The organism is Enterobacter sp. 118C5 (genome assembly GCF_034107645.1).
In the GTDB taxonomy this organism is placed as follows: domain Bacteria; phylum Pseudomonadota; class Gammaproteobacteria; order Enterobacterales; family Enterobacteriaceae; genus Enterobacter; species Enterobacter nematophilus.
This window is the reverse complement of record NZ_JAWNEU010000002.1, coordinates 468,083-491,105: the sequence shown is the minus strand read 5'-3', so window position 1 is coordinate 491,105 and position 23,023 is coordinate 468,083. Positions and strand designations below refer to the sequence as shown.

The window sequence follows — 23,023 nt, the reverse complement described above, 5'->3', positions numbered from 1 at the left end:
CCCCAACCCCTCTCCCCCTTTGGGGAGAGGGCTAGGGTGAGGGGTAAGGGCGAGTGTGTTCTTTAAACCGGCAAATCAATCAGCAGCGCGCGCAGCGGCGTATCCGCCACCAGGGTAATATTCGCTTCATCACGAATAAACGCCCCGTCGCCGCAGGTGAGCGCTTCTTTCTCTTCCGTATACGTTACCGCATGCACCGTACCGTGAATGGACTGCAAATAGGCGCGCGGACCGTGCAGCTGGAAGCTTGCCTGTTCACCTTTCTTCAGTTCGATATGGTGCAGCCACACCTGCTGACGCAGCTGTAGGCTGCCTTTGCTGCCGTCAGGCGAGGCAATCAGCTGCTGTTTATCACCTTTCAGATCTAATTTCTGCACCAGCGGATTTTCCCGCTCAGGGCAGGCGTCCAGCCACAGCTGCATGCGGGTCAGCGTTTTGTCTTTGCTGAGGTTATGCTCGCTGTAGCTGATGCCCGGCTGCGTGGAAATTAACAACGCTTCGCCAGCCTTTGCCTGGACATGATTGCCCTCGCTATCGCGGTATTCTGCCTCGCCTTCCAGGATCAGGTTCAGGATATCGACTTTCGGATACGTACGCGGCTGGAAGGAGGCGCCCGGGGCGAGCACTTCCTGATTTAACACGCGCAGTGAAGCGTAACCGAGGAGTTTAGGGTCAAAGTAGTGTCCAAAGGAAAAGGTGTAGCGGGCCTGCAGCCAACCGAAATCGGCTTGTCCGCACTGTTTAGCTGTTCTTGTCGTAATCATAAACTTGACCTCTCTTTACACTAAAACAATGGTAAAGGTATGGACGCTGCATTGTTAGCCAGATATTCTGCCCGGTATGTTCAAATTTCCTGAATGAGAACGAGATGGCTAAAGAGAGAGCATTGACGCTTGAGGCGCTTCGCGTCATGGACGCGATTGACCGGCGCGGCAGCTTTGCCGCGGCGGCAGATGAACTGGGGCGCGTTCCGTCTGCGCTAAGCTACACCATGCAAAAACTGGAGGAAGAGCTGGACGTCGTGCTCTTCGATCGCTCCGGTCATCGAACAAAATTCACCAACGTGGGGCGGATGCTGCTGGAGCGTGGTCGCGTGCTGCTGGAAGCGGCGGACAAGCTCACCACGGACGCCGAAGCGCTGGCCCGCGGCTGGGAAACCCACCTGACGTTAGTCACCGAAGCGCTGGTGCCAACTGAAGCGCTGTTCCCGCTGGTGGATCGCCTGGCGGCGAAGGCCAACACGCAGCTGTCGATCATCACCGAGGTGCTGGCCGGGGCGTGGGAGCGTCTGGAGACGGGCAGGGCGGATATCGTCATTGCGCCAGATATGCACTTCCGTTCATCCTCGGAAATCAACTCCCGCAAGCTTTACAGCGTCATGAACGTCTACGTTGCCGCGCCGGATCACCCGATTCACCAGGAGCCGGAACCGCTTTCGGAGGTCACGCGCGTGAAGTATCGCGGCGTGGCGGTGGCGGATACCGCGCGCGAGCGTCCGGTGCTGACGGTTCAGCTGCTGGATAAACAGCCTCGTCTGACGGTCACGTCACTGGAAGACAAGCGGCAGGCGCTGCTGGCCGGTTTGGGCGTAGCGACGATGCCCTACCCATTTGTGGAAAAAGATATTGCGGAAGGGCGACTGCGGGTGGTGAGCCCGGAGTACACCAGCGAAGTGGACATTATTATGGCGTGGCGCCGCGACAGCATGGGCGAAGCCAAATCGTGGTGCCTGCGCGAAATTCCAAAGCTCTTTGCGCATCACAACAAATAAGCGTGCAGGCCCGGTAAGCGTAAGCGCTACCGGGCAGGAATTTACGCGCCGATCTTAGGATCCGGACCAAAGCGGTTTTCGCCCGGCGTGCCGCTCTGACAGTTGAAAATCAAAATCACGATCCAGCCGACGAGCGGGATCAACAGCAACAGCAGCCACCACGCCGAACGATCGGTATCGTGGAGACGACGAAACAGCACGGCCCATGAAGGCAGCAATACCAGCAAGCCATAAATCGTAGTCAATATGCCTTCACCGCCGGCGCGCTCCCAGCCGAGGATTTTATCCACGATGCCCAGCACCATAATCAGGACGAAGTTCACCAGAACGAACATCCAGTACTCTTTGCGGCGGGCGCGGCCACCAAATCCAATGTAGTTGCGCAGTACTTTTAAATACCAGTCCATTTTTTCCTTGCCTCAATAATCGGTCAATCACTTGTTTTTTAAGCGATCGAGATAAGGATAGATGGAGATTGTGAATTAAAAAAGGGCATCTGCTGATGCCCTTCGTATTTATCCAAAACGAACGTCGCGCCCGTGCGGTTCATCCAGATCCTGCCACGGGCCGATGGAGATAATGCCCGTCGGGTTGATGGTTTTGTGGCTGCGGAAATAGTGGGTGCGAATATGGTCAAAATCGACCGTCTCCGCGATCCCTGGCATCTGGTAGATGTCGCGCAGGAAACCGTGCAGGTTCATGTAGTCGCTGATGCGGTGCTTATCGCACTTGAAGTGGGTGACGTAAACCGGGTCGAAGCGGATAAGCGTGGTCCACAGGCGAATGTCCGCTTCCGTCAGCCGATCGCCCGTTAAATAGCGGTGCTGGCCGAGGATTTGCTCCAGCCGTTCCAGGGATTCAAAGACTTTTCCGACCGCTTCGTCGTAGGCTTCCTGGCTGGTGGCAAAACCGGCCTTATAGACGCCGTTGTTCACGTTGTCGTAAATCCAGCCGTTCAGCTCGTCAATTTTATCACGCAGCTCGACCGGGTAATAATCTCCGGCGCGGGCGCCGTGCGCGTCAAACGCGGTGTTAAACATGCGGATGATTTCCGCGGATTCATTGCTGACGATCGTCTGGTTTTTCTTGTCCCAGAGCACCGGTACGGTAACGCGTCCGGTGTAGTGCGGATCGGCGCGCAGGTAGAGCTGGTAGAGGAAATCGTGGTGATACAGGTCGTCACCGGTCGCGGCGGGGAAATCACTATCGAACGTCCAGCCGTTTTCCAGCATCAATGGGTTCACCACCGAAACAGGAATCAAAGATTCGAGACCTTTAAGCTTGCGCACAATCAGCGTACGGTGCGCCCACGGGCAGGCGAGAGAAACGTACAGATGATAACGATCTTTCTCCGCCGCGAAGCCGCCTTCGCCGCTCGGGCCAGGCGCGCCGTCTGCCGTCAGCCAGTTACGAAAGGCCGAAACAGAGCGCTTGAAGCGTCCTCCGGTGGATTTAGTGTCATACCAGACATCCTGCCAGACGCCGTCTACGAGTTGTCCCATTTTTTGTCCTCCGTCAGATAGCAAAAGCGAGGAGATATCTCCTCGCTTTGGGTTCAATCAGTATAGCGTGCTTACCACTTCTTATTCAGAAGGCGGTCGATGCTGTATGCGCCTGGACCTGTGATAGCCAGCAGCAGGAAACCACCCGCGATGGTCAGGTTTTTCATGAACATCAGTGAGTTCACGCCTTCAGCAAAGTTGCTGTGGAACAGGAACGCGGTCAGCAGGGTAAAGCCTGCGGTAAACAGCGCGGTGGTGCGGGTCAGGAAGCCGAACAGAACCGCCAGTCCGCCGCCGAACTCGAGCAGAATAGTCAGCGGCAGCAGGAACCCCGGAACGCCCATGGCTTCCATATACTGCTGGGTACCCGCGTATCCGGTGATTTTGCCCCAGCCTGCCACGATAAACAGAATTGGCATCAGAATACGCGCAGCCAGTACACCAACATCTTCTAATTTTTTCATTTTACTCTCCAGGAAACCACATGCGTGGCTGAACATTATTTTTGTGCAATTCCGGGTAGATACCGCGGCTCTGCTGTCGATGGAGAGGATAATAAACGGGGCGGGTAGCAATTGTTAGCAAGGAAAACTGTCAATCTTCTTCAAAGATATTGAGCAAGGGAGTGTGCGCAAAAATAAAAAACGGTAACCAGAGTTACCGTTTTGTGTTTATCACCGCAGCTGCTGTTGTCGCAACGTTGCCTTCACCAGACGCCAGGCGCTCCAGGCACCAAAACCGCGTCGGGCCCAGCGGATGAGCATATTCGGATGACGAACCGTCCAGATAGCCATCACGCTGCTGCCGACCAGCGCCCACGAACGCAGGCTCAGGAAGGTATTCCAGCCACGGTCAAACCGTCGCGTCGCGTCGATCCAGTCACGGCGGCTGGCAGACAGATCCAGCCGCTGCTGCTGGATCTGACTTAACAGGTACGCTTTTCGCTTCTGACGTTCCGCTTTATCGCTCACGGCTTGTCATCCTCCAGCAGAGCGCGATCGTTAGCCAGTTCCTGGCGCGTGTGGCGCAGGAAAGTGGACTTGCGCGCTTTACGCATCGTCCATATGCCGCCAATCAACGCCGCGACCAGCAGAACGACGGTCGTGGCAATCATCGCGTTGAGTCGATACTGCGGATCAATGGCCCAGATGATTAACACCATCAGGCTCATCAGACCAAACGCGGCGAAGAGCATGGTCAGCCCGAGCATCAGCAGCATCTGGAAGAGGTTCGCTTTCTCCTCTTCCAGTTCGACCACTGCCAGCCGGACGCGCGTTTCGGCAATCCCAACCAGCGTCGTCAAAATACGCTGGCCGATGCCGAGGACGTTATTAGCAGGCCCTTGTGCGTGACGAGGATCTTCCATATCAACGACGCGTCAGCAGGACACCCAGCACCACACCCACTGCGGCACCAATACCAACACCCGTCCATGGATTGTCGCGCACATATTCATCTGCACGGGCAGCCGCTTCACGGGTCTGTTTCGCCAGAGCATCACCGGTTTCACCCAGGCGGTAGCGGCTCTCTTTCAGCGCCTGCTCCGCTTTGCTGCGCAGCTTGCTCACTTCTTCTTTCGACTTATCGGCAGAGGAGTTCAGCACCTCTTCAAGGGTATCGGCCAGGGATTTCAGTTCAGCGCGCAGATGTTCAGACGTCGTATCTTTTGACATGATTCTCTCCTGTTGAGATTTCCGTTAACTCAATAATCGCGAGCTTCCAGCGCTTTCAGGTCGTCCTGCGCCTCTTTCAACTTCTTCTCGCGCTTAGCAATTTTTTCCGCATCCCCTTTCTCTTTCGCTTCCTGCAGGTCTTGACGGCGCTCGGCTATCTCGTCCTTCTGTTCAGCGATTTTCTTCTGGTGATCGGCACGTAGCTTGCTGTCTGAACAGTTTGCTTTCACTTCGCTCAGCGCTTTTTTGAGACCATCAACACGGTGCTGATTGTTATGCTTTTCGGCATAACCGATCTCACGCTGAATATCCTGTTCTTTCTCCTGACAGAGAGAGTTTGCGAAGGTCGCCGTGCTTAAAGAAAAAAGGGCCAGAGCCAGGGTCATGCGGAATTTCATTATCGAAACCTTCCATTGTGTTGCGGGGTTAGCCGCTATCCAAAATTATGCGGAGTACATTCGAGGGGTGCTCCGCGTACTTAAGCATAGTAAGTAAACGGGGGATTCACCAAAGTGAGTGAAAAGATTCGGAATCCAGGAAGTTATCCAAACCGATGCGACGTATCGCGAATTAATGATAACCACGCGGCTGGCGGGTTGTCATCTTCCTGCTGGGCAATGATATATCCGTGCGGCAGCGTTCGGTCAAGAACCGCTTTCGCGGCAGCGCTCTGCGCACGGGAATCAAACTTAATCAGTAAAACATCGTCCTGCGGGGTGATGCTCTTAAAGCGGATGCCGTTTGCATCCAGATGATGCCAGACAGAAAAACCGTCAGGCACACCGCCCCCCTGGTTTACCGGGCGAATGGCCAGCGTAGCGTCCTGGTGTGAAAGCGTGTTCCACGCCAGCAGTACGGCACTGAGCATCACCAGTGCAATAAAGGCACAGGCAAAGCGGCGCATGGCGAGCGGTGAGATAACCATCGTTAACCTCGCGCTCCGTATTTTTTCTTCCACAGAACAACCAGCGAGCCAATCAGGCCGAAGATCAGCAGAACAACAGGCAGCAGCATCAGGCAGGACATCAGCTGATCTTCATATTTCATGAAGACCGGCGTTTTACCCAGCGCATAGCCCAGCGTCGTCAGGATCAACACCCATAACAGGCCGCTCATCCAGTTGAAGAACTGGAAGCGTGCGCTGCTCAACCCGGACAGCCCGGCAATGGTGGGCAGCAGGGTGCGTACAAAGGCGATAAAGCGGCCAATCAGCAGCGCGGAAAGCCCATGTTTATGGAACAGGTGGTGTGCCCGCTGGTGATAGTGCGCAGGCAGATGGGAAAGCCAGTTCTGTACTATTCGGGTATTGCCCAGCCATCTTCCCTGAATATAACTCACCCAGCAGCCAAGGCTGGCCGCGACGGTCAGTAATAAAATGGTCTGTGGGAACGCCATTGCGCCTTTGGCACAAAGCACGCCGACAAGAACCAGCAAACTGTCACCCGGTAAGAAGGCCGCAGGCAGCAAACCATTCTCGAGGAACAGAATCATAAACAAGACAAAATAGAGCATGCCAATCATGGAAGGGTTGGCCAGCGTTTCAAAATCCTGCGCCCAAAGGGCATGCAGCAGTTGGGTCAAAAGTTCCATTCAGTGTTCCTGGAAATCGGTTAACGTCTCGCCTGTTATCCGGGATAAACAGCACGGCGACATTGTTGTGATTTCATTATGGTCGCTCGCGGACACATTGCGGTGTGGCCAACACTGTTCCCTGTTAATTGGCTGGTTAGCAAGCACTAACTTTCAAAATAACGAAGTGAATCCAATTGTAACAAAGCCCGACGTTCTGCGTCACAGAATTTGCAGGGTGAGGTGATTTTGGCGTAAGCCCTGAAAGTGAGCGAGGGATTTTACAAAGGCTGACACTATATATGTTTTGCTTACCCACTCAGGCGGGAAGGCGCAGCGAAGCGCCTGCCGGAAGAAAGGTCGCCTATTTTGCGCCGCTCGGGGACGTATCGAGATGAACGACAGGATTATCGGCAAAAAGATAGCGGTCAGCGTTAAATTCAAAGTCGTCACTGGTTTCATTGAACAGCATCTGTTTGGTGTTTTCCAGATGTTGCCACATGGCCAGTTTTGCGGCGTGGGGATCTTTACGAATCAGCGCCTTAAGGATTTGGTCGTGATCGTCACACCAGTTGTCGACCGTGCGGGAATCGATGTGATCGTGCAGTTTTTTCCAGTAGGGGTTGTGAACGCGCTGAGTCCACATTTTCTCAACGATTGCCGCCAGCGCCGTATTCTGGGTGGCCAGGGCAACCTGAACGTGAAACTGGAGGTCCCACTCGGAGTCACGGAAACATTTTTCCTTGCGGGCGTTCTCCTGGATCTCCATCAGCTTCATGATGTCCTGCTTGGTCACCTGCGTGGCGGCAAATTCGGCAATATTGCTTTCGATCAGCTGGCGAGCCTGTAGCAGCTCAAACGGGCCGTAGCTGGCGAATTCCAGACTTTCATCCGCCACCGGAGAGTGTTTAGGCTGATTAGAAATAACGTGAATGCCGGAACCTTTGCGTACCTCAACGTAGCCTTCCACTTCCAGCATGATAATCGCTTCGCGCACCACGGTGCGGCTCACGCTTTTTTCATCCGCGATAAAGCGCTCGGCGGGAAGTTTATCACCGACAAGATAGACCCCTTGCTCGATGCGATCTTTCAGCTCGGCAGCAAGTTGTTGATATAAACGACGTGGTTCGGTGATTTCCATATGCGCTCCAGGCAGGGTACGGCAGATGATTTGTTATACCACTTTCACGGAATACTCTCCAGATTTTGCCATTAAAAAAGCCGCCCGGAGGCGGCTTCGGTGAAACGCATTTTCGCTAACTCTGCGTGGCCGGTTTCCCGAGGGACTCTTTCGCCAGCTCGTCTGCGGATTTGCTTTTCAGCACCGTCCAGATAACCACCGCACCCATCAGGTCGAAGATTGCCAGCACCGCGAACAGCGGGCTGAAGCCGATGGTATCCGCCAGCGCGCCGACGACCAGCGCGAACATCGTACTTGCGGTCCACGCGGCCATCCCGGTCAGGCCGTTGGCGGTTGCCACTTCGTTACGGCCGAAAACGTCAGACGAGAGCGTAATCAGCGCGCCGGAGAGCGACTGGTGCGCAAATCCACCGATGCACAGCAGCGCGATAGCGACGTAGGGGCTGGTGAACAGGCCGATCATGCCCGGGCCAATCATCAGCAGCGCGCCCATGGTCACCACCATCTTACGGGAAACGATCAGGTTCACCCCAAACCAGCGCTGGAACAGCGGCGGCAGGTAGCCGCCCACGATGCAGCCCAGGTCAGCGAACAGCATCGGCATCCAGGCGAACATCGCGATCTCTTTCAGGTTAAAGCCGTAGACTTTAAACATAAACAGTGGGATCCACGCGTTGAAGGTGCCCCAGGCCGGTTCAGCCAGGAAGCGCGGCAGGGCGATACCCCAGAACTGACGGGTGCCCAGGATCTGCCAGACGGACATCTTCTTGCCGTTGTTGGTCTGATGCTGCGCTTCCTGACCACCAATAATGTATTCGCGTTCTTCCTCGGAGAGTTTTTTCTGATCGCGCGGGTGTTTATAGAAAACCAGCCACGCCATTGCCCAGGCAAAGCTCAGCACGCCCGAGATAATGAACGCCATCTGCCAGCTGTGCATCACGATGGCCCACACCACCAGCGGCGGCGCAATCATCGCGCCGATGGACGAGCCCACGTTGAAGTAACCCACCGCAATGGAACGCTCTTTTGCCGGGAACCACTCGGAGCTGGCTTTCAGCCCCGCCGGGATCATCGCCGCTTCAGCCGCACCGACCGCACCACGGGCCAGCGCCAGACCGCCCCAGCTGCCTGCCAGCGCGGTTGCGCCGCAGAATACCGCCCAGGCGATGGCGAAGAAGGCATAGCCGATTTTGGTACCAAGAATATCGAGAACATACCCTGCAACAGGCTGCATTACGGTGTAAGCGGCAGAATACGCCGCGATGATATAAGAGTATTGCTGCGTGGAGATATGCAGCTCTTCCATCAACGTTGGCGCCGCGGCTGCCACGGTGTTACGTGTCAGGTAGCCCAGCACGGTGCCCAGCGTCACCAGCGCGATCATATACCAACGTAACCCTTTAATTTTACGCATCTAAAACCTCATCGTTATGTTATTTCCGCGCCAGAGCACGGCAACCTCTCAACCGTTGCCGGGAGCAGTTGTGTAACGGGAGGGGCGTAGCCGGGAGAATGTCCCGGAACGGCCCGAACCTTGCCATAAGTAAGCGTGCATAAGTCGGTATCCGTACCGTTAAATCCGATGTTTCTCACACCGGTAATGCATTCCGTCGGCTTAGTGTTTGCGACGGCGAAAAGATAACTTGTCATACAACTTTAAAAGGTGAGTGACATCACAAATGTATGATCCTTTGTAGGGGCATTATTCGTTGCGGCTGAAGCCAGTACCGACGCGGTCTGTAGAGTGGTTTACCCCAATTTGGGTAATTTATTTGTCGACGTTTATTGATCTGACTCACGAAAAAAACGTCGGCTGGTGGAAATTGGTGTGATAACTTTGCAGCATATGAACATACGCTTTCTGACGCTCCCGTAATGAGGAAGACGATAATGACGCCGTTTATGACCGACGATTTTCTGTTAGATACCGAATTTGCCCGCCGCCTGTACCACGACTACGCAAAAGACCAGCCGATTTTCGACTATCACTGCCATTTACCGCCGCAGCAGGTTGCCGAAAATTATCGTTTCAAAAACCTGTATGATATCTGGCTAAAGGGTGACCACTACAAATGGCGTGCGATGCGCACCAACGGCGTAGCCGAGCGTCTGTGTACCGGCGACGCGAGCGATCGCGAGAAGTTTGACGCCTGGGCGGCGACCGTTCCGCACACTATCGGCAACCCGCTTTACCACTGGACGCACCTCGAACTGCGCCGTCCGTTTGGCATTACCGGCAAGCTGCTTTCTCCCGCGACGGCGGATGAGATCTGGGACCAGTGCAATGCGCTGCTGGCGCAGGATAACTTCTCCGCGCGCGGCATCATGAAGCAGATGAACGTGAAGATGGTGGGCACCACCGACGATCCGATTGACTCCCTGGAGCATCATGCAATCGTCGCCAAAGACACCTCTTTTGACATCAAAGTGCTGCCAAGCTGGCGCCCGGACAAAGCCTTCAACATCGAACAGGCCACCTTCAACGACTATATGGCTAAGCTGGCGGAAGTGTCCGATACCGACATCCGTCGTTTCGCTGACCTGCAAACCGCGCTGACCAAACGCCTGGATCACTTCGCGGCGCACGGCTGTAAAGTCTCCGACCACGCGCTGGACGTAGTGATGTTTGCGGAATCAAACGAAGCGGAACTGGACAGCATCCTGGCGCGTCGCCTCTCCGGTGAATCGCTTAGCCAGCATGAAGTGGCGCAGTTCAAAACCGCGGTGCTGGTGTTCCTCGGTGCGGAATACGCCCGTCGCGGCTGGGTACAGCAGTACCACATCGGCGCGCTGCGCAATAACAACCAGCGCCAGTTCAAGCTGCTGGGCGCGGACGTGGGCTTTGACTCCATCAACGACCGCCCGCTGGCGGAAGAGCTGTCCAGACTGCTGAGCAAACAGAACGAACAAAACCTGCTGCCGAAAACCATTCTTTACTGCCTGAACCCGCGCGATAACGAAGTGCTGGGCACCATGGTTGGCAACTTCCAGGGCGAGGGGATGCCGGGCAAGATGCAGTTCGGATCCGGCTGGTGGTTCAACGATCAGAAAGACGGCATGGAGCGACAGATGACGCAGCTGGCGCAGCTTGGCCTGCTGAGCCGCTTTGTCGGCATGCTTACCGACAGCCGCAGCTTCCTCTCCTACACTCGCCACGAATATTTCCGCCGCATTCTGTGCCAGATGATTGGCCGCTGGGTGCATGCGGGCGAAGCGCCAGCGGATCTCCAACTGCTGGGCGAAATGGTGAGAAACATCTGCTTTAACAATGCGCGCGACTACTTCGCCATTGAACTGAACTAAGGCCGTCTGAGGTTGATATGCAATACATCAAAATCCATTCGCTGGATAACGTGGCCGTCGCGCTGGCAGATTTAACCGAAGGCACGGAAGTGACCTTCGACAACCAATCGGTCACGCTGCGCCAGGCCATTGGACGTGGACACAAGTTTGCCCTGATCCCCATTGCAAAAGGGGAGAACGTGGTGAAGTACGGTTTGCCCATCGGCCATGCGCTGGCGGATATTGCGCCGGGTGAATATATTCATTCCCACAACACCCGCACCAATCTCAGCGATCTGGACGAGTACAGCTATCAACCTGATTTACCCGCCGAAGAGCGTCAGGCGGGGGATCGCGAGGTGCAAATCTACCGTCGCGCGAACGGTGAGGTGGGGATCCGCAACGAGCTGTGGATCCTGCCGACCGTCGGCTGCGTGAACGGCATCGCGCGTCAAATTCAGACGCGTTTCCTGAAAGAGACCAACAATGCCGAAGGCACCGACGGCGTGCATCTGTTCAGCCACACCTACGGCTGCTCCCAGCTGGGTGACGACCACATCAACACCCGCACCATGCTGCAAAACATGGTGCGCCATCCTAATGCGGGCGCGGTGCTGGTGATCGGCCTCGGCTGCGAGAACAACCAGGTCGACGCCTTCCGCGAGACGCTGGGGGAATTCGACCCTGAGCGCGTTCACTTCATGGTGTGCCAGCATCAGGACGACGAGGTGGAAGCAGGCGTTGAGCAGCTGCACCAGCTGTACGAGGTGATGCGCCATGACAGGCGCGAGCCGGGCAGGCTGAGCGAGCTGAAGTTTGGGCTGGAGTGCGGCGGGTCTGACGGTCTTTCCGGCATTACCGCCAACCCGATGCTGGGCCGCTTCTCAGATTACGTGATTGCCAACGGCGGCACGACGGTGCTGACCGAAGTGCCGGAAATGTTCGGCGCGGAGCGCATTCTGATGAGCCACTGCCGCGACGAAGAGACGTTTGAGAAGACCGTCACCATGGTGAACGACTTCAAACAGTACTTCATTGCTCACAATCAGCCGATTTATGAAAACCCGTCGCCGGGTAACAAAGCGGGCGGGATCACCACGCTGGAGGAGAAATCCCTCGGCTGCACCCAGAAAGCGGGCGCAAGCCAGGTGGTGGACGTTCTGCGCTACGGCGAACGCCTGAAAACCCACGGTCTGAACCTGCTGAGCGCACCGGGCAACGATGCGGTCGCCACCAGCGCGCTGGCGGGGGCGGGCTGTCACATGGTGTTGTTCAGCACCGGTCGCGGTACGCCGTACGGCGGTTTTGTCCCGACGGTCAAAATCGCCACCAACAGCGAGCTGGCAGCGAAGAAAAAGCACTGGATTGATTTCGACGCGGGCCAGCTGATCCACGGCAAAGCGATGCCGCAGCTGCTGACGGAGTTCGTGGACACTATCGTGGAGTTTGCTAACGGCAGGCAGACCTGCAACGAGAAGAACGACTTCCGCGAGCTGGCGATCTTTAAGAGTGGTGTGACGCTGTAATCGGTGCGGCCTGATGCCCTCTCCCCACCAGGAGAGGGTACAAACACTAAAAACGGCAACCTCAGGGTTGCCGTTTTGCTGTTAACCTCGCAGGGCGTTCTTCGCTAAACGCGCGTCTTCCGCCTGACAGGCCGCTGCGGTGAACAGCACGTCGGTAGAGGAGTTCAGCGCGGTTTCGCAGGAGTCCTGCAACACGCCAATGATGAAGCCGACGGCCACAACCTGCATGGCGATCTCGTTCGGGATGCCGAACATATTGCACGCCAGCGGGATCAGCAGCAGCGAACCGCCCGCCACGCCGGATGCGCCACAGGCACACAGCGACGCCACCACGCTCAGCAGCAGCGCCGTTGGCAGATCCACAGGAATACCCAGCGTATGCACTGCCGCCAGGGTCAGCACGGTGATGGTAATAGCCGCACCCGCCATGTTCACGGTTGCACCCAGCGGGATCGACACGGAATAGGTATCGCGGTCCAGGTTCAGCTTCTCCGCCAGCGCCATGTTCACCGGAATGTTCGCCGCCGAGCTGCGGGTGAAGAAGGCGTAAACGCCGCTCTCGCGCAGGCAGGTCAGCACCAGCGGGTACGGGTTACGGCGGATCTGCCAGAACACCAGCAGCGGGTTGATCACCAGCGCCACCAGCAGCATACAGCCGACCAGAACTACCAGCAGCTGGGCGTAGCCCCACAGCGCGTCAAAACCGGTGGTTGCCAGCGTGGAGGAGACCAGCCCGAAGATCCCGATTGGCGCAAAGCGAATCACCAGTTTCACCATAAAGGTGACGGCGTTCGACATATCGTTCACCAGGTTTTTCGTGGTTTCGTTGCCGTGACGCAGCGCGAAGCCCAGACCAATCGCCCAGACCAGAATACCAATGTAGTTTGCGTTCATCAGCGCGGTGATGGGGTTAGAAACCATGCTCATCAGCAGACCGCGCAGCACTTCAACAATGCCGGACGGCGGCGTGACATCACCGGCGGCGCTGGTCAGGTGCAGCGTGGACGGGAACAGGAAGCTGAACACAACGGCCGTTAAGGCAGCAGAGAAGGTTCCCAGAAGATACAGGAACAGAATAGGGCGAATGTTGGTTTTTTGTCCGTGCTGGTGGTTGGCAATCGACGCCATCACCAGCATCAGCACCAGTACCGGTGCGACGGCCTTCAGCGCGCCAACGAAAAGGGTGCCGAGCAGCCCCGTGGCTTCCGCGGCAGGTTTTGACACCATCGCCAGCAGAATACCCAGTACCAACCCGACCAGAATTTGTTTTACAAGGCTGCCCTGCGCCAGGCGCGCGAACAGACCGCGTGATTGTGTGCTCATACGTTATTCCTGAGTGAAATTGCGTTCCATCCTGGATGTGCTCTAAGTCACATTTGTGTCCGGATGTAAGTTTTTGTTTGCCTGGTTGAGTATCAGGGAAAGCAGCGAAAGGCGGAAGAGTAAAATGCTGGATTTTACGTGTCACATCATATTTTTTAACTATTGCGTCACAAAAGTGTGTCCACCCTCTCCCGGAGGGAGAGGGCCGGGGTGAGGGGATTACTCCACCTGCTGCTTCTTATCGTGCTGGCGGTTAACCCAGGTATTGATAAGCAGCGTCACCAGCAGAATGCCGAACACCACGCCAAGCGAGATAGCGATCGGGATATGGTAGAAATCGACGATCAGCATCTTGATACCAATAAACACCAGAATCACCGACAGGCCGTACTTCAGCATCGAGAAGCGCTCAGCCGCGCCTGCCAGCAGGAAGTACATGGCACGCAGGCCGAGGATCGCAAACAGGTTAGAGGTCAGCACGATGAACGGGTCGGTCGTCACCGCGAAGATCGCCGGGATGCTGTCTACGGCGAAAATCACGTCGCTCAGCTCGACCAGAATCAGCACCAGCAGCAGCGGGGTGGCGAACAGCAGGCCGTTCTTACGCACGAAGAAGTGTTCGCTCTCGATCTTGTCCGTCATGCGCAGATGGCCGCGGATCCACTTCACCAGCGGCTTATCGCCGATACCGGTATCGTCTTCTTTCGCCAGCGCCATCTTGACCCCGGTGAACAGCAGGAACGCACCGAACACGTACAGCAGCCATTCGAACTGGGCAATCAGCCAGCTGCCGGCGAAGATCATGATGGTACGCAGGACAATGGCACCCAATACGCCGTATACCAGCACGCGGCGCTGCAGGGCAGCAGGCACGGCAAAGTAGCTGAACAACATCAGCCAGACGAAGACGTTATCAACCGCCAGGGCTTTTTCAATCAGATAGCCGGTGAGGAAGGCGAGCGCCTGAGGATCGGCCACCGCACGGCCTTCGGTCGAGGCCAGATACCACCAGAAGGCGGCGCAGAAAAGGAGTGAGAGGCTAACCCACACCAGTGACCAGACGGCGGCCTGCTTGACGCTCATGCCGTGCTCGCCGCGACGACCCTGCAAAAAGAGGTCGATCGCCAGCATGATGAGCACGACAACCGCGAATCCGCCCCACAGCATTGGAGTGCCGACAGAATGCATACTATTTTCCTTACACATAAAAAACAAAAACGGCCATGGTCAGAAGACGATAGCCGTTAGCTTTTTATGCATAGACCTCGCCTCCCGGCAAGGTCTCACTTACAACCATAAAGGTTGCCCGGCGACCGGATGCGGTTCTGCACGCATCGTAATGACGATCCACCGGCGAAGAAGTTACTCCCCTTTGCAGGTAACAAAATATGTCAGACCATCGGTTTCGTCAATGGTCTGCGCCGTTTCATTACACAGCTTTACGCGATAGCTTCTGCGCCGACGCCGTCTGCCGGGAATACCACGCCGGTCTGGCGGCGGATCTCGGTTTGCAGCTTCGCCGTGGTGCGGCTTACCGCAAGGCCAGGGTGATTCACTTCATTATCTTCCACCAGACGGGCGAAGACCTCTGCCTCATAGAGCATAGTGTTAATATGCTGAGGCTGCGTCAACTCCTGCGCTTTTCCGCCGCGCGGCACAAAGCTCACCTTCTGGCATTCGGAGATTTTTTCGATGACCAGCGACCCGGCTTCGCCCTGAATTTCGCTCGGCAACACGGAATCGCTCACCTTGGAGTGCTGTAGCGTGACGCTAAAATCACCGTAGTCCAGCACCACCAAACCGTGCGCATCCACGCCGCTCTCCAGCAGGCTGGCGGTGGCCGTGACGCCGTGCGGCTCGCCCCACAGCGCTACGGCAGAGGCCAGGCAGTAAAAACCGATATCCATAATCGAGCCGTTCGAGAAGGCCGGGTTAAAGGTATTCGGGTTTTCACCGTCCAGATAGCGCTGATAGCGCGACGAATACTGGCAGTAGTTGATAAAGGCTTTACGCACTTTGCCAATTTTCGGCAGGGACTGCTGCAGCAGCAGGAAGTTCGGCAGGCTGGCGGTTTTGAACGCTTCGAACAGCACCACCTGGTTTTCGCGGGCAAGCGCAATGGCCGCTTCCACTTCCTCAATATTCGAGGCCAGCGGCTTCTCGCAGATCACATGCTTTTTGTGGCCGAGAAACAGCGCCGTTTGCGGGAAGTGAAGGGAGTTCGGGCTGGCAATATAGACCGCGTCAATGGCGTCGCTTTGCGCCATTTCATCCAGGGAGGTGAAGAGATGCTCGACAAGGTAGTCGTTAGCAAAGCTCTGCGCCTGCTCAAGGCTGCGGGAATAGACTGCGGTGAGCTTAAGTTTGCCGGTTTCGTGGGCGGCGTCGACGAACTGGCGCGTGATCCAGTTCGTTCCAATGACTGCGAAACGTATCATAAACGTTTACGTACTCCGTAGCAGGGAACCTTTAGCCACTGTAGCACGGGATTATTGCAAAACCAGTGCGCTATTCCGCATTACCATTTAACGATAAATGCGTAAGCCACAGGCGGGTGTCAAACTCCAGCTGGTGGTACTGCGGCTCCATGTGGCAGCACAGGGAATAGAACGCTTTGTCGTGCTCTTTCTCTTTCAGGTGCGCCAGCTCATGGACGACGATCATCCGCAGAAAGGCTTCCGGCGCGTTACGGAAAACCGTCGCGACGCGGATTTCGGCCTTCGCCTTCAGCTTGCCGCCCTGCACGCGGGAGATGGCGGTGTGCAGGCCGAGCGCGTTTTTCAGCACGTGGATCTTGTTGTCGTACATCACCTTGTTTATCGGCGGCGCGCTCTTCAGATACCGGCTTTTTAGATCCTGCGTATACTGCCAGAGGGCCTTATCGGTCGCGAAATCGTGCGTGCCGGGGTAGCGTTTTTCCAGCACCGCGCCGAGCTTCTGCTCGGCAATCAGGCTGCGAACCTGGGAAAGTAAATGCTCCGGATAGCCCTGGAGATAAGTAAGTTGGTTCATCAACGCCCCAAATCGACAATAAAACGGGTATACTCACGCACCCTTTTCAGGGATACGCCAAATTTTACCATTCAGGAGGGCCGATGAGCCACTTAGACAACGGTTTCCGTTCACTCAACCTTAAACGTTTCCCGGAAACGGACGACGTTAACCCGCTTCAGGCGTGGGAAGCGGCGGATGAATATCTGCTGCAGCAGTTGGATGAGACTGAAATCCGCGGCCCGGTTTTGATCCTGAATGACGCGTTTGGCGCGCTGGGCTGCGCCCTGGCGGAGCACACGCCTTACAGCATCGGTGATTCCTACCTGAGCGAGCTGGCGACGCGTGAAAACCTGCGCCATAACGACATCGACGAGTCCAGCGTGAAGTTTCTCGACAGCACCGCGGACTACCCGCAGGCGCCGGGCGTGGTATTGATCAAGGTACCAAAAACCATGGCGCTGTTGGAACAGCAGCTGCGCGCGCTGCGTAAGGTCGTGACGCCGGAAACCCGCATCATCGCGGGTGCTAAAGCGCGCGATATCCATACCTCAACGCTGGAGCTGTTCGAGAAAGTGCTCGGCCCGACCACCACGACGCTGGCCTGGAAAAAAGCGCGCCTGATCAACTGCACCTTCAGCGCACCGGAGCTGGCCGACGCGCCGGAGACGCTGAGCTGGAAGCTGGAAGGCACTGACTGGACCATCCACAACCATGCGAACGTTTTCTCCCGCACCGGGCTGGACATCGGGGCGCGTTTCTTTATGGGGCACCTGCCGGAAAATCTGGAAGGGGAAATCGTCGACCTGGGCTGCGGCAACGGCGTGATTGGCCTGACGCTGCTGGCGAAAAACCCGGAAGCCAGCGTGGTGTTCAGCGACGAATCGCCGATGGCGGTGGCGTCGAGCCGTCTGAACGTGGAAACCAACATGCCGGAAGCGGTGGATCGCTGCGAGTTTATGATCAACAACGCGCTCTCCGGCGTAGAGCCGTTCCGCTTCAACGCCGTGTTCTGCAACCCGCCGTTCCACCAGAAGCACGCCCTGACGGATAACGTCGCGTGGGAGATGTTCCACCACGCGCGCCGCTGCCTGAAAATCAACGGCGAGCTGTACATCGTGGCGAACCGCCACCTGGACTACTTCCACAAGCTGAAGAAGATTTTCGGCAACTGCGTCACCATTGCCACCAATAACAAGTTTGTGGTGCTGAAATCGGTGAAGCTGGGACGCCGTCGCTAAATCGTTAGTGCAAGCTGGGTGCCCTGCGCAATTGCCCGCCGCGCATCCAGCTCCATCGCCACGTCACACCCGCCGATCAAATGCACCGTTTTACCTGCCTCGCGCAGCGGATCGGCCAGATCCCGCTTTGGCTCCTGTCCGGCACATAGAATCACATGATCCACGCGCAGCAGCTGCGGCTCGCCGCCGATCGTGACGTGCAGACCCTCGTCGTCGATCTTCTGATAGCTCACCGCCGGGATCATCTTCACCCCGCGTGAGAGCAGGGTGGCGCGGTGGATCCAGCCCGTGGTTTTGCCCAGCCCTTCGCCCGGCTTGCTGGCCTTACGCTGGAGCATCACGATCTGGCGCGGGCTTTTCGGCAGCTGCGGCCCTTCCGGGCGTAATCCGCCGGACTGGCTCAGGCTGGTATCAATGCCCCATTCTACGCAAAACTCGGCAATGTTCTGGCTTGTGGCCTCGCCCGGCTGGCTTAAGTACATCGCGGTATCAAAGCCGATCCCGCCGCAGCCGATAATCGCCACCTTCTCGCCAACGGGTGCTTTGTCACGCAGCACGTCGAGATAGCTTAAGACTTTAGGATGATCGATGCCCTCGATCGCAGGCGTGCGCGGTACGATCCCGCTCGCCAGGATCGTCTCATCGAAACCGATCAGATCCGCCGCGCTGACAAGCTGGTTAAGCCGTAGCTCGACGCCCGTCAGTTCGATCATCCGGCGGTAGTAGCGCAGCGTTTCATAAAACTCCTCTTTGCCGGGGATCTGTTTGGCGATATTAAACTGCCCGCCAATCTCCGCCAGCGCATCAAACAGCGTCACGGTGTGCCCGCGCGAGGCGGCGTTCACCGCAAACGCCAGCCCGGCGGGGCCAGCGCCCACCACGGCCAGGCGTTTTTTATTGACCGCCGGAACCACCGGCATTTTGGTTTCATGGCAGGCGCGCGGGTTAACGAGGCAAGAGGTGACCTTCCCGACGAAGATCCGATCCAGACAGGCCTGGTTACAGCCGATGCAGGTGTTGATCTCATCCGCGCGGCCGCTTTGCGCTTTGGAGAGCAGTTCGGCATCCGCGAGGAACGGCCGCGCCATCGACACCATATCGGCATCGCCGCGTGAAATCACATCGTCCGCCACCTGCGGATCGTTAATGCGGTTAGTGGTGACCAGCGGAACAGACACTTTGCCCTTCAGCTTGCGCGTCACCCAGCTGAACGCCGCGCGCGGCACCGGGGTGGCGATGGTCGGGATGCGCGCCTCGTGCCAGCCGATGCCGGTGTTGATAATCGTGGTGCCTGCGGCTTCAATCGCCTGCGCCAGCTGCACGGTTTCGTCGAACGTGCTGCCGCCCTCCACCAGGTCGAGCATCGACAGGCGGAAGATGATAATAAAGTCCGCGCCCGCACGTTCGCGCACCGCGCGCACCACCTCCACCGCAAAGCGCATCCGGCGGGCATAGTCGCCGCCCCATTCGTCGTCGCGCTGGTTGGTGCGGGCGGCGAGGAATTCGTTAATCAGGTAGCCTTCGGAGCCCATCACCTCGACGCCGTCGTAGCCCGCTTCGCGCGCCAGCGCCGCGCAGCGGGCGAAATCGTCTATCAGCGTCAGGATCTCGTCGTGGCTGAGGGCATGGGGCTTGAAGCGGTTAATCGGCGCCTGAAGGGCCGACGGCGCGACCAGGTTTGGCTGGTAGCTGTAGCGACCGGTATGCAGGATTTGCAGGGCGATTTTGCCGCCTTCGCGGTGTACCGCGTCGGTCACAATGCGGTGGTGCGGCAGCTGGGAGGCATCGTTCAGCACCGCGCCGCCCTCCATGCCCACGCCGGAAGGCGCAGGGGCCACGCCGCCGGTGACAATCAGCGCCACCCCGTGACGGGCGCGCTCGGCGTAGAAGGCCGCCAGACGCTCGGCCCCATCCGGATGCTCCTCCAGCCCGGTGTGCATCGAGCCCATCAGCACGCGGTTTTTAAGGGTGGTAAACCCCAGATCAAGGGGGGCGAATAACGACGGGTAGCGGCTCATAGTCTCTTCCAGTGTAAAATTATTGTTATGTGGTCGGATGAGTTACTAATTTAGCCAGCGGAGAGTAAAAGGGAAAAGGGGAATGCGGTGATTGTGATGGGATTCAAATATTGCCCCTCACCCTAACCCTCTCCCCGGAGGGGAGAGGGGACTGGCCGGTGCGGCCTTAAAGAATTGGCTCGATCAGGTTTTTTCCCTCTCCCCTTAGGGGAGAGGGGCAGGGTGAGGGGTGTGGGTTTTTACTAACCCCGGTGCCTGCCACATCGACGTCGTCAGCCCGCTGTCCACCAGCCCGAGCTGGTCGACGTACACCGCCTGCCATTTCTGCATCATGCCGTCGTACAGCTCGCGGTGCTGCGGGTTCGGCGTGAACTCATGGCTCCACTTCACCAGCCGCTCGCCCGTCGAGGCCATATCCGCAAACAGACCCGCGCCAGCACCTGCCGCAATGGCGCACCCCAGCGCCGTCGCCTCCTTCACTTCCGGCACGCGTACCGGCAGCCCGGTGACGTCGCTTAAAATTTGGCTCCACAGCGCCCCTTTCGAACCGCCTCCGGCAAACACCAGGCTTTCGAAGTTAACGCCGGAGAAACGCGAGATCTGCGCCAGGTTGCAGGCCGAGACGATCGCCGCGTTCTCCTCCAGCGCGCGAAACAGCGTCGCTTTGTTGCACTTTTCCGGGTCGATGGAGAGGTTAATAAACGACGGCGCGGCGTGGTACCACTGCTTGAAATGCATCGCGTCGGAGAAGATCGGCATCACCCCGTGGGAGCCCGCCGGCACGCGGCTCGCCATCTCTTCCAGCAGGGAGTAGGTGTCCATCCCCATCCGCTCGGCAATCAGCTTCTCCTCCGCGCAGAAGGCGTCGCGGAACCAGCGCATGGTTAGCCCGGTAAAAAAGCTGATCGACTCCGCCTGCGCCATGCCGGGAATGACGTGCGGGTTCACGCGGATGTTCATCTCGGGGTCGGTGCGCACCTGCGGCAGGTTCACCACCTGCTGCCAGAAGGTGCCGCCCAGCACCGCCGTTTGTCCGGCGCGGACCACGCCCAGCCCCAGACAGCCCAGCTGCACGTCGCCGCCGCCCATCACCACCGGCGTGCCTTCGCGCAGGCCGCTCTGCTGCGCGGCCTCTCTGGTAATTGCCCCCAGCACGGTGCCGGTCTCTTTCACCGGGGAGAGGATATCGGCGCGCAGCCCGGCCATGTCGAGCAGCGCCGGACGCCAGTCGCGGGAGAAGAGATCGAGCATGCCGGTGGTGCCCGCGTTAGACGGGTCGACCGCCAGCTCGCCGGAGAGCTTCGCCGCCAGCCAGTCGCTGATCATGGTGATGGTCGCAGCCTTGCGGTAGATGTCCGGACGGTGGTGCGCCAGCCACAGCAGGCGCGGCATAGCGCTCAGCGCCAGCGTCTGGCCGGAAACGTCATACACCTCGGATTCAAAACGATAGTCGTGGATCTCTTTGAGTTCGGCCACCTCGCGGCTGGCGCGGGCGTCGACGTTGGCGCAGGCCCAGATGGCCTCGCCGTTGCGGTCATACAGCACGATCCCTTCGCGCATCGAGCAGCAGGCAACGGACTGAATATCCGCCGCGCTCAGGCTCGCGCGTTCCAGCGCCTGATGAATGCACCGGCAGGCCAGCTGCCAGTTGGTGTCGAGGTCGAACTCCATCGACCCCGGCACGTTCTCTACGCTCAGGTGCTTCCACTCGGCCTGGCCGACGGCAACCTGGTTGCCCTGTAAATCGAAAATAACGGCGCGAACGCTGCCTGTTCCTGCATCTAACGCTAAAAGGTAACTCATGAGCTTGCCTCGTTGTTAGCGCAGGGCGACTCTTATTCGGCCAGAGCCAGCACCGCGCGGGCTGTCGTCTCTTCCGTCACCAGGCCATTAATACGGCGACCCTTCAGTGCGGCATAAATCGCATCGGCTTTCTCTTCCCCTCCGGCCACGCCAACGATGGTGGGCAGCTGCGCCAGTTCATCGAGCGTGACGCCCAGCAATTCTTTATGGATCTCCAGCTCCTCAACGCACTCGCCCTCCGCATTGAGGAAATAGCCGAGAATGTCGCCGACCGCCCCTTTGCGCGCGTACATCAGCTGCTCACCTTCGCTGATATAGCCGGAGCGCAGTATCGTGGCGTCACGGCGCTGGTTCACCGAACCAATGCCGACCACCGCCACGTCGGCGGCAGTGGCCGCGAGGATCACGTCCCGCACGCTGGTCTCGCGTTTTAAGATCCCGGCCACCTCGGCGGATGAGACGCGAAGCGGGGCGGGGATCATGCTGACGCTGCAGGCCGCGTCGAGCTGGCCGATACCGGTCATATACGGCCCGACGCCGCCGGAGAGCGTCACCAGGCGGATCTGCTGCGAGCTGATAAAGCCGCTCAGGTGCTGCAGGCTGCTCATGGTGGTTTCACCAAACCCCACCGCCAGCAGCTGGCCGGGTTCCAGCACGCCCATCAGCGACTGCGCCGCGCCAATGCCGAGCCGCACGTTCATCGGCGGCGTATTGAGGGCGGGCATCACGCGCACCAGCTTTAGCCCAAAGCGCTGCTGTAGCTCGGTTTCCAGCGACAGGCAGCCCTCGTAGCGGGAGTTGATCTGCACGCGGATCACCCCGGACTGGCGGCCCTTCTCCAGCAGGCGGGAGATCTTCAGGCGCGGCAGCCCGAGCCGCTCGCCGATGTCGTTCTGGGTCAGCCCGTCGTGGTAGTAGCACCAGGCCACGCGCGCCACCAGCTCCTCTTCCGCCAGCGCCAGCCCGGCAAATCGTCCTTCTTCCGCAGTGCGTTTATCGCTCATAGTTGAACTCTTATAAAAATTTAGATCATATGTTCGTGATGACGCGGAGGGAAAATGTGAGCCACGCGACAAAACGGATCATTTCGATCGTTTCTGGTTTATCTGAATCTCAATCGGTAAAACTGTGATCTCTGCACGGTTGTAAATATAGTTCACCGTCTACGCTTTTGAACATTATT

The 23,023-nt window shown here is 57.8% G+C and carries 23 protein-coding genes; 4 read left to right on the top strand and 19 right to left on the bottom strand.

Annotated elements, in window-relative coordinates; translation table 11 throughout:
- Window positions 1-62 precede the first annotated feature (62 nt).
- Window positions 63-764 carry a pirin family protein gene (locus UTO39_RS07630; protein WP_320726866.1) on the bottom strand — a complete coding sequence of 234 codons (702 nt, stop codon included), beginning with the start codon at window positions 762-764 and terminating at the stop codon, window positions 63-65.
- A gap of 104 nt (window positions 765-868) precedes the next feature.
- Between UTO39_RS07630 and yhaJ the strand changes: the two genes are divergently transcribed.
- A complete protein-coding gene (gene yhaJ / locus UTO39_RS07625; protein WP_003862655.1) occupies window positions 869-1,771 on the top strand; it encodes a DNA-binding transcriptional regulator YhaJ in 903 nt (300 codons plus the stop codon).
- A gap of 41 nt (window positions 1,772-1,812) precedes the next feature.
- Here the strand turns inward: yhaJ and UTO39_RS07620 are convergent, their stop codons facing one another.
- The 11 genes from UTO39_RS07620 to UTO39_RS07570 form a co-directional block, all read right to left on the bottom strand.
- Complete coding sequence (locus UTO39_RS07620; protein WP_151414007.1) at window positions 1,813-2,178, bottom strand: DUF805 domain-containing protein; 366 nt, start codon at window positions 2,176-2,178, stop codon at window positions 1,813-1,815.
- Window positions 2,179-2,286: 108 nt separating this feature from the next.
- A complete protein-coding gene (locus tag UTO39_RS07615) occupies window positions 2,287-3,273 on the bottom strand; it encodes a glutathione S-transferase family protein (RefSeq protein WP_320726865.1) in 987 nt (328 codons plus the stop codon).
- Between the two features lie 71 nt (window positions 3,274-3,344).
- Complete coding sequence (locus UTO39_RS07610) at window positions 3,345-3,737, bottom strand: DoxX family protein (protein WP_151414009.1); 393 nt, start codon at window positions 3,735-3,737, stop codon at window positions 3,345-3,347.
- Between the two features lie 210 nt (window positions 3,738-3,947).
- Complete coding sequence (locus UTO39_RS07605) at window positions 3,948-4,244, bottom strand: YqjK-like family protein (protein WP_014885330.1); 297 nt, start codon at window positions 4,242-4,244, stop codon at window positions 3,948-3,950.
- A complete protein-coding gene (locus tag UTO39_RS07600; protein WP_013098867.1) occupies window positions 4,241-4,639 on the bottom strand; it encodes a phage holin family protein in 399 nt (132 codons plus the stop codon). The genes UTO39_RS07605 and UTO39_RS07600 overlap by 4 nt, the downstream gene beginning before the upstream one ends.
- Window position 4,640: 1 nt before the next feature.
- On the bottom strand, window positions 4,641-4,946 hold the full coding sequence (locus tag UTO39_RS07595) for a YqjD family protein (RefSeq protein WP_008503141.1): 306 nt from the start codon (window positions 4,944-4,946) through the stop codon (window positions 4,641-4,643).
- A gap of 29 nt (window positions 4,947-4,975) precedes the next feature.
- On the bottom strand, window positions 4,976-5,344 hold the full coding sequence (locus UTO39_RS07590) for a DUF1090 domain-containing protein (RefSeq protein WP_061096991.1): 369 nt from the start codon (window positions 5,342-5,344) through the stop codon (window positions 4,976-4,978).
- Between the two features lie 143 nt (window positions 5,345-5,487).
- Window positions 5,488-5,871: an EnvZ/OmpR regulon moderator MzrA gene (gene mzrA, locus UTO39_RS07585; RefSeq protein ID WP_028014507.1), complete on the bottom strand. Its 384-nt coding sequence runs from the start codon at window positions 5,869-5,871 to the stop codon at window positions 5,488-5,490.
- Between the two features lie 2 nt (window positions 5,872-5,873).
- Window positions 5,874-6,536, bottom strand: a complete 663-nt coding sequence (gene yqjA / locus UTO39_RS07580; RefSeq protein WP_061096992.1) for a DedA family general envelope maintenance protein YqjA — start codon at window positions 6,534-6,536, stop codon at window positions 5,874-5,876.
- Window positions 6,537-6,879: 343 nt separating this feature from the next.
- Entirely contained in the window at window positions 6,880-7,656 is a 777-nt protein-coding gene (gene exuR / locus UTO39_RS07575; protein WP_320726864.1) for a transcriptional regulator ExuR, read from the bottom strand.
- A 115-nt stretch (window positions 7,657-7,771) separates the two neighbouring features.
- Window positions 7,772-9,070, bottom strand: coding sequence for an MFS transporter (locus tag UTO39_RS07570; protein ID WP_061096993.1), 1,299 nt, complete (start codon window positions 9,068-9,070; stop codon window positions 7,772-7,774).
- Window positions 9,071-9,546: 476 nt separating this feature from the next.
- Here UTO39_RS07570 and uxaC point away from each other — a divergent pair, with 476 nt between their 5' ends.
- Window positions 9,547-10,959: a glucuronate isomerase gene (gene uxaC / locus UTO39_RS07565; protein ID WP_253543329.1), complete on the top strand. Its 1,413-nt coding sequence runs from the start codon at window positions 9,547-9,549 to the stop codon at window positions 10,957-10,959.
- Between the two features lie 17 nt (window positions 10,960-10,976).
- The gene (locus tag UTO39_RS07560; protein ID WP_320726863.1) at window positions 10,977-12,464 is read left to right on the top strand and encodes an altronate dehydratase family protein; all 1,488 of its coding nucleotides are present in this window, start codon (window positions 10,977-10,979) and stop codon (window positions 12,462-12,464) included.
- 81 nt (window positions 12,465-12,545) lie between these two features.
- On the opposite strand, the gene sstT is transcribed toward UTO39_RS07560, so the two are convergent.
- The 4 genes from sstT to UTO39_RS07540 form a co-directional block, all read right to left on the bottom strand.
- A complete protein-coding gene (sstT, locus tag UTO39_RS07555) occupies window positions 12,546-13,787 on the bottom strand; it encodes a serine/threonine transporter SstT (RefSeq protein ID WP_061096996.1) in 1,242 nt (413 codons plus the stop codon).
- Window positions 13,788-14,006: 219 nt separating this feature from the next.
- A complete protein-coding gene (locus UTO39_RS07550; RefSeq protein ID WP_061096997.1) occupies window positions 14,007-14,975 on the bottom strand; it encodes a TerC family protein in 969 nt (322 codons plus the stop codon).
- A 251-nt stretch (window positions 14,976-15,226) separates the two neighbouring features.
- Complete coding sequence (locus UTO39_RS07545; RefSeq protein ID WP_049000041.1) at window positions 15,227-16,225, bottom strand: Gfo/Idh/MocA family protein; 999 nt, start codon at window positions 16,223-16,225, stop codon at window positions 15,227-15,229.
- Window positions 16,226-16,295: 70 nt separating this feature from the next.
- Window positions 16,296-16,799 (bottom strand): YgjP-like metallopeptidase domain-containing protein, encoded by a 504-nt coding sequence (locus UTO39_RS07540; RefSeq protein WP_193066168.1) that lies wholly within the window; start codon window positions 16,797-16,799, stop codon window positions 16,296-16,298.
- A gap of 83 nt (window positions 16,800-16,882) precedes the next feature.
- Between UTO39_RS07540 and rlmG the strand changes: the two genes are divergently transcribed.
- On the top strand, window positions 16,883-18,019 hold the full coding sequence (gene rlmG / locus UTO39_RS07535; RefSeq protein ID WP_320726862.1) for a 23S rRNA (guanine(1835)-N(2))-methyltransferase RlmG: 1,137 nt from the start codon (window positions 16,883-16,885) through the stop codon (window positions 18,017-18,019).
- On the opposite strand, the gene UTO39_RS07530 is transcribed toward rlmG, so the two are convergent.
- From UTO39_RS07530 to lsrR, 3 genes are all read right to left on the bottom strand, one after another.
- Window positions 18,016-20,037 (bottom strand): NADPH-dependent 2,4-dienoyl-CoA reductase, encoded by a 2,022-nt coding sequence (locus UTO39_RS07530; RefSeq protein WP_320726861.1) that lies wholly within the window; start codon window positions 20,035-20,037, stop codon window positions 18,016-18,018. The genes rlmG and UTO39_RS07530 overlap by 4 nt on opposite strands.
- A 204-nt stretch (window positions 20,038-20,241) precedes the next feature.
- Window positions 20,242-21,840 (bottom strand): autoinducer-2 kinase, encoded by a 1,599-nt coding sequence (gene lsrK, locus UTO39_RS07525; protein ID WP_320726860.1) that lies wholly within the window; start codon window positions 21,838-21,840, stop codon window positions 20,242-20,244.
- A gap of 32 nt (window positions 21,841-21,872) precedes the next feature.
- Window positions 21,873-22,844, bottom strand: a complete 972-nt coding sequence (lsrR, locus tag UTO39_RS07520) for a transcriptional regulator LsrR (RefSeq protein WP_045260116.1) — start codon at window positions 22,842-22,844, stop codon at window positions 21,873-21,875.
- Window positions 22,845-23,023 lie beyond the last annotated feature (179 nt).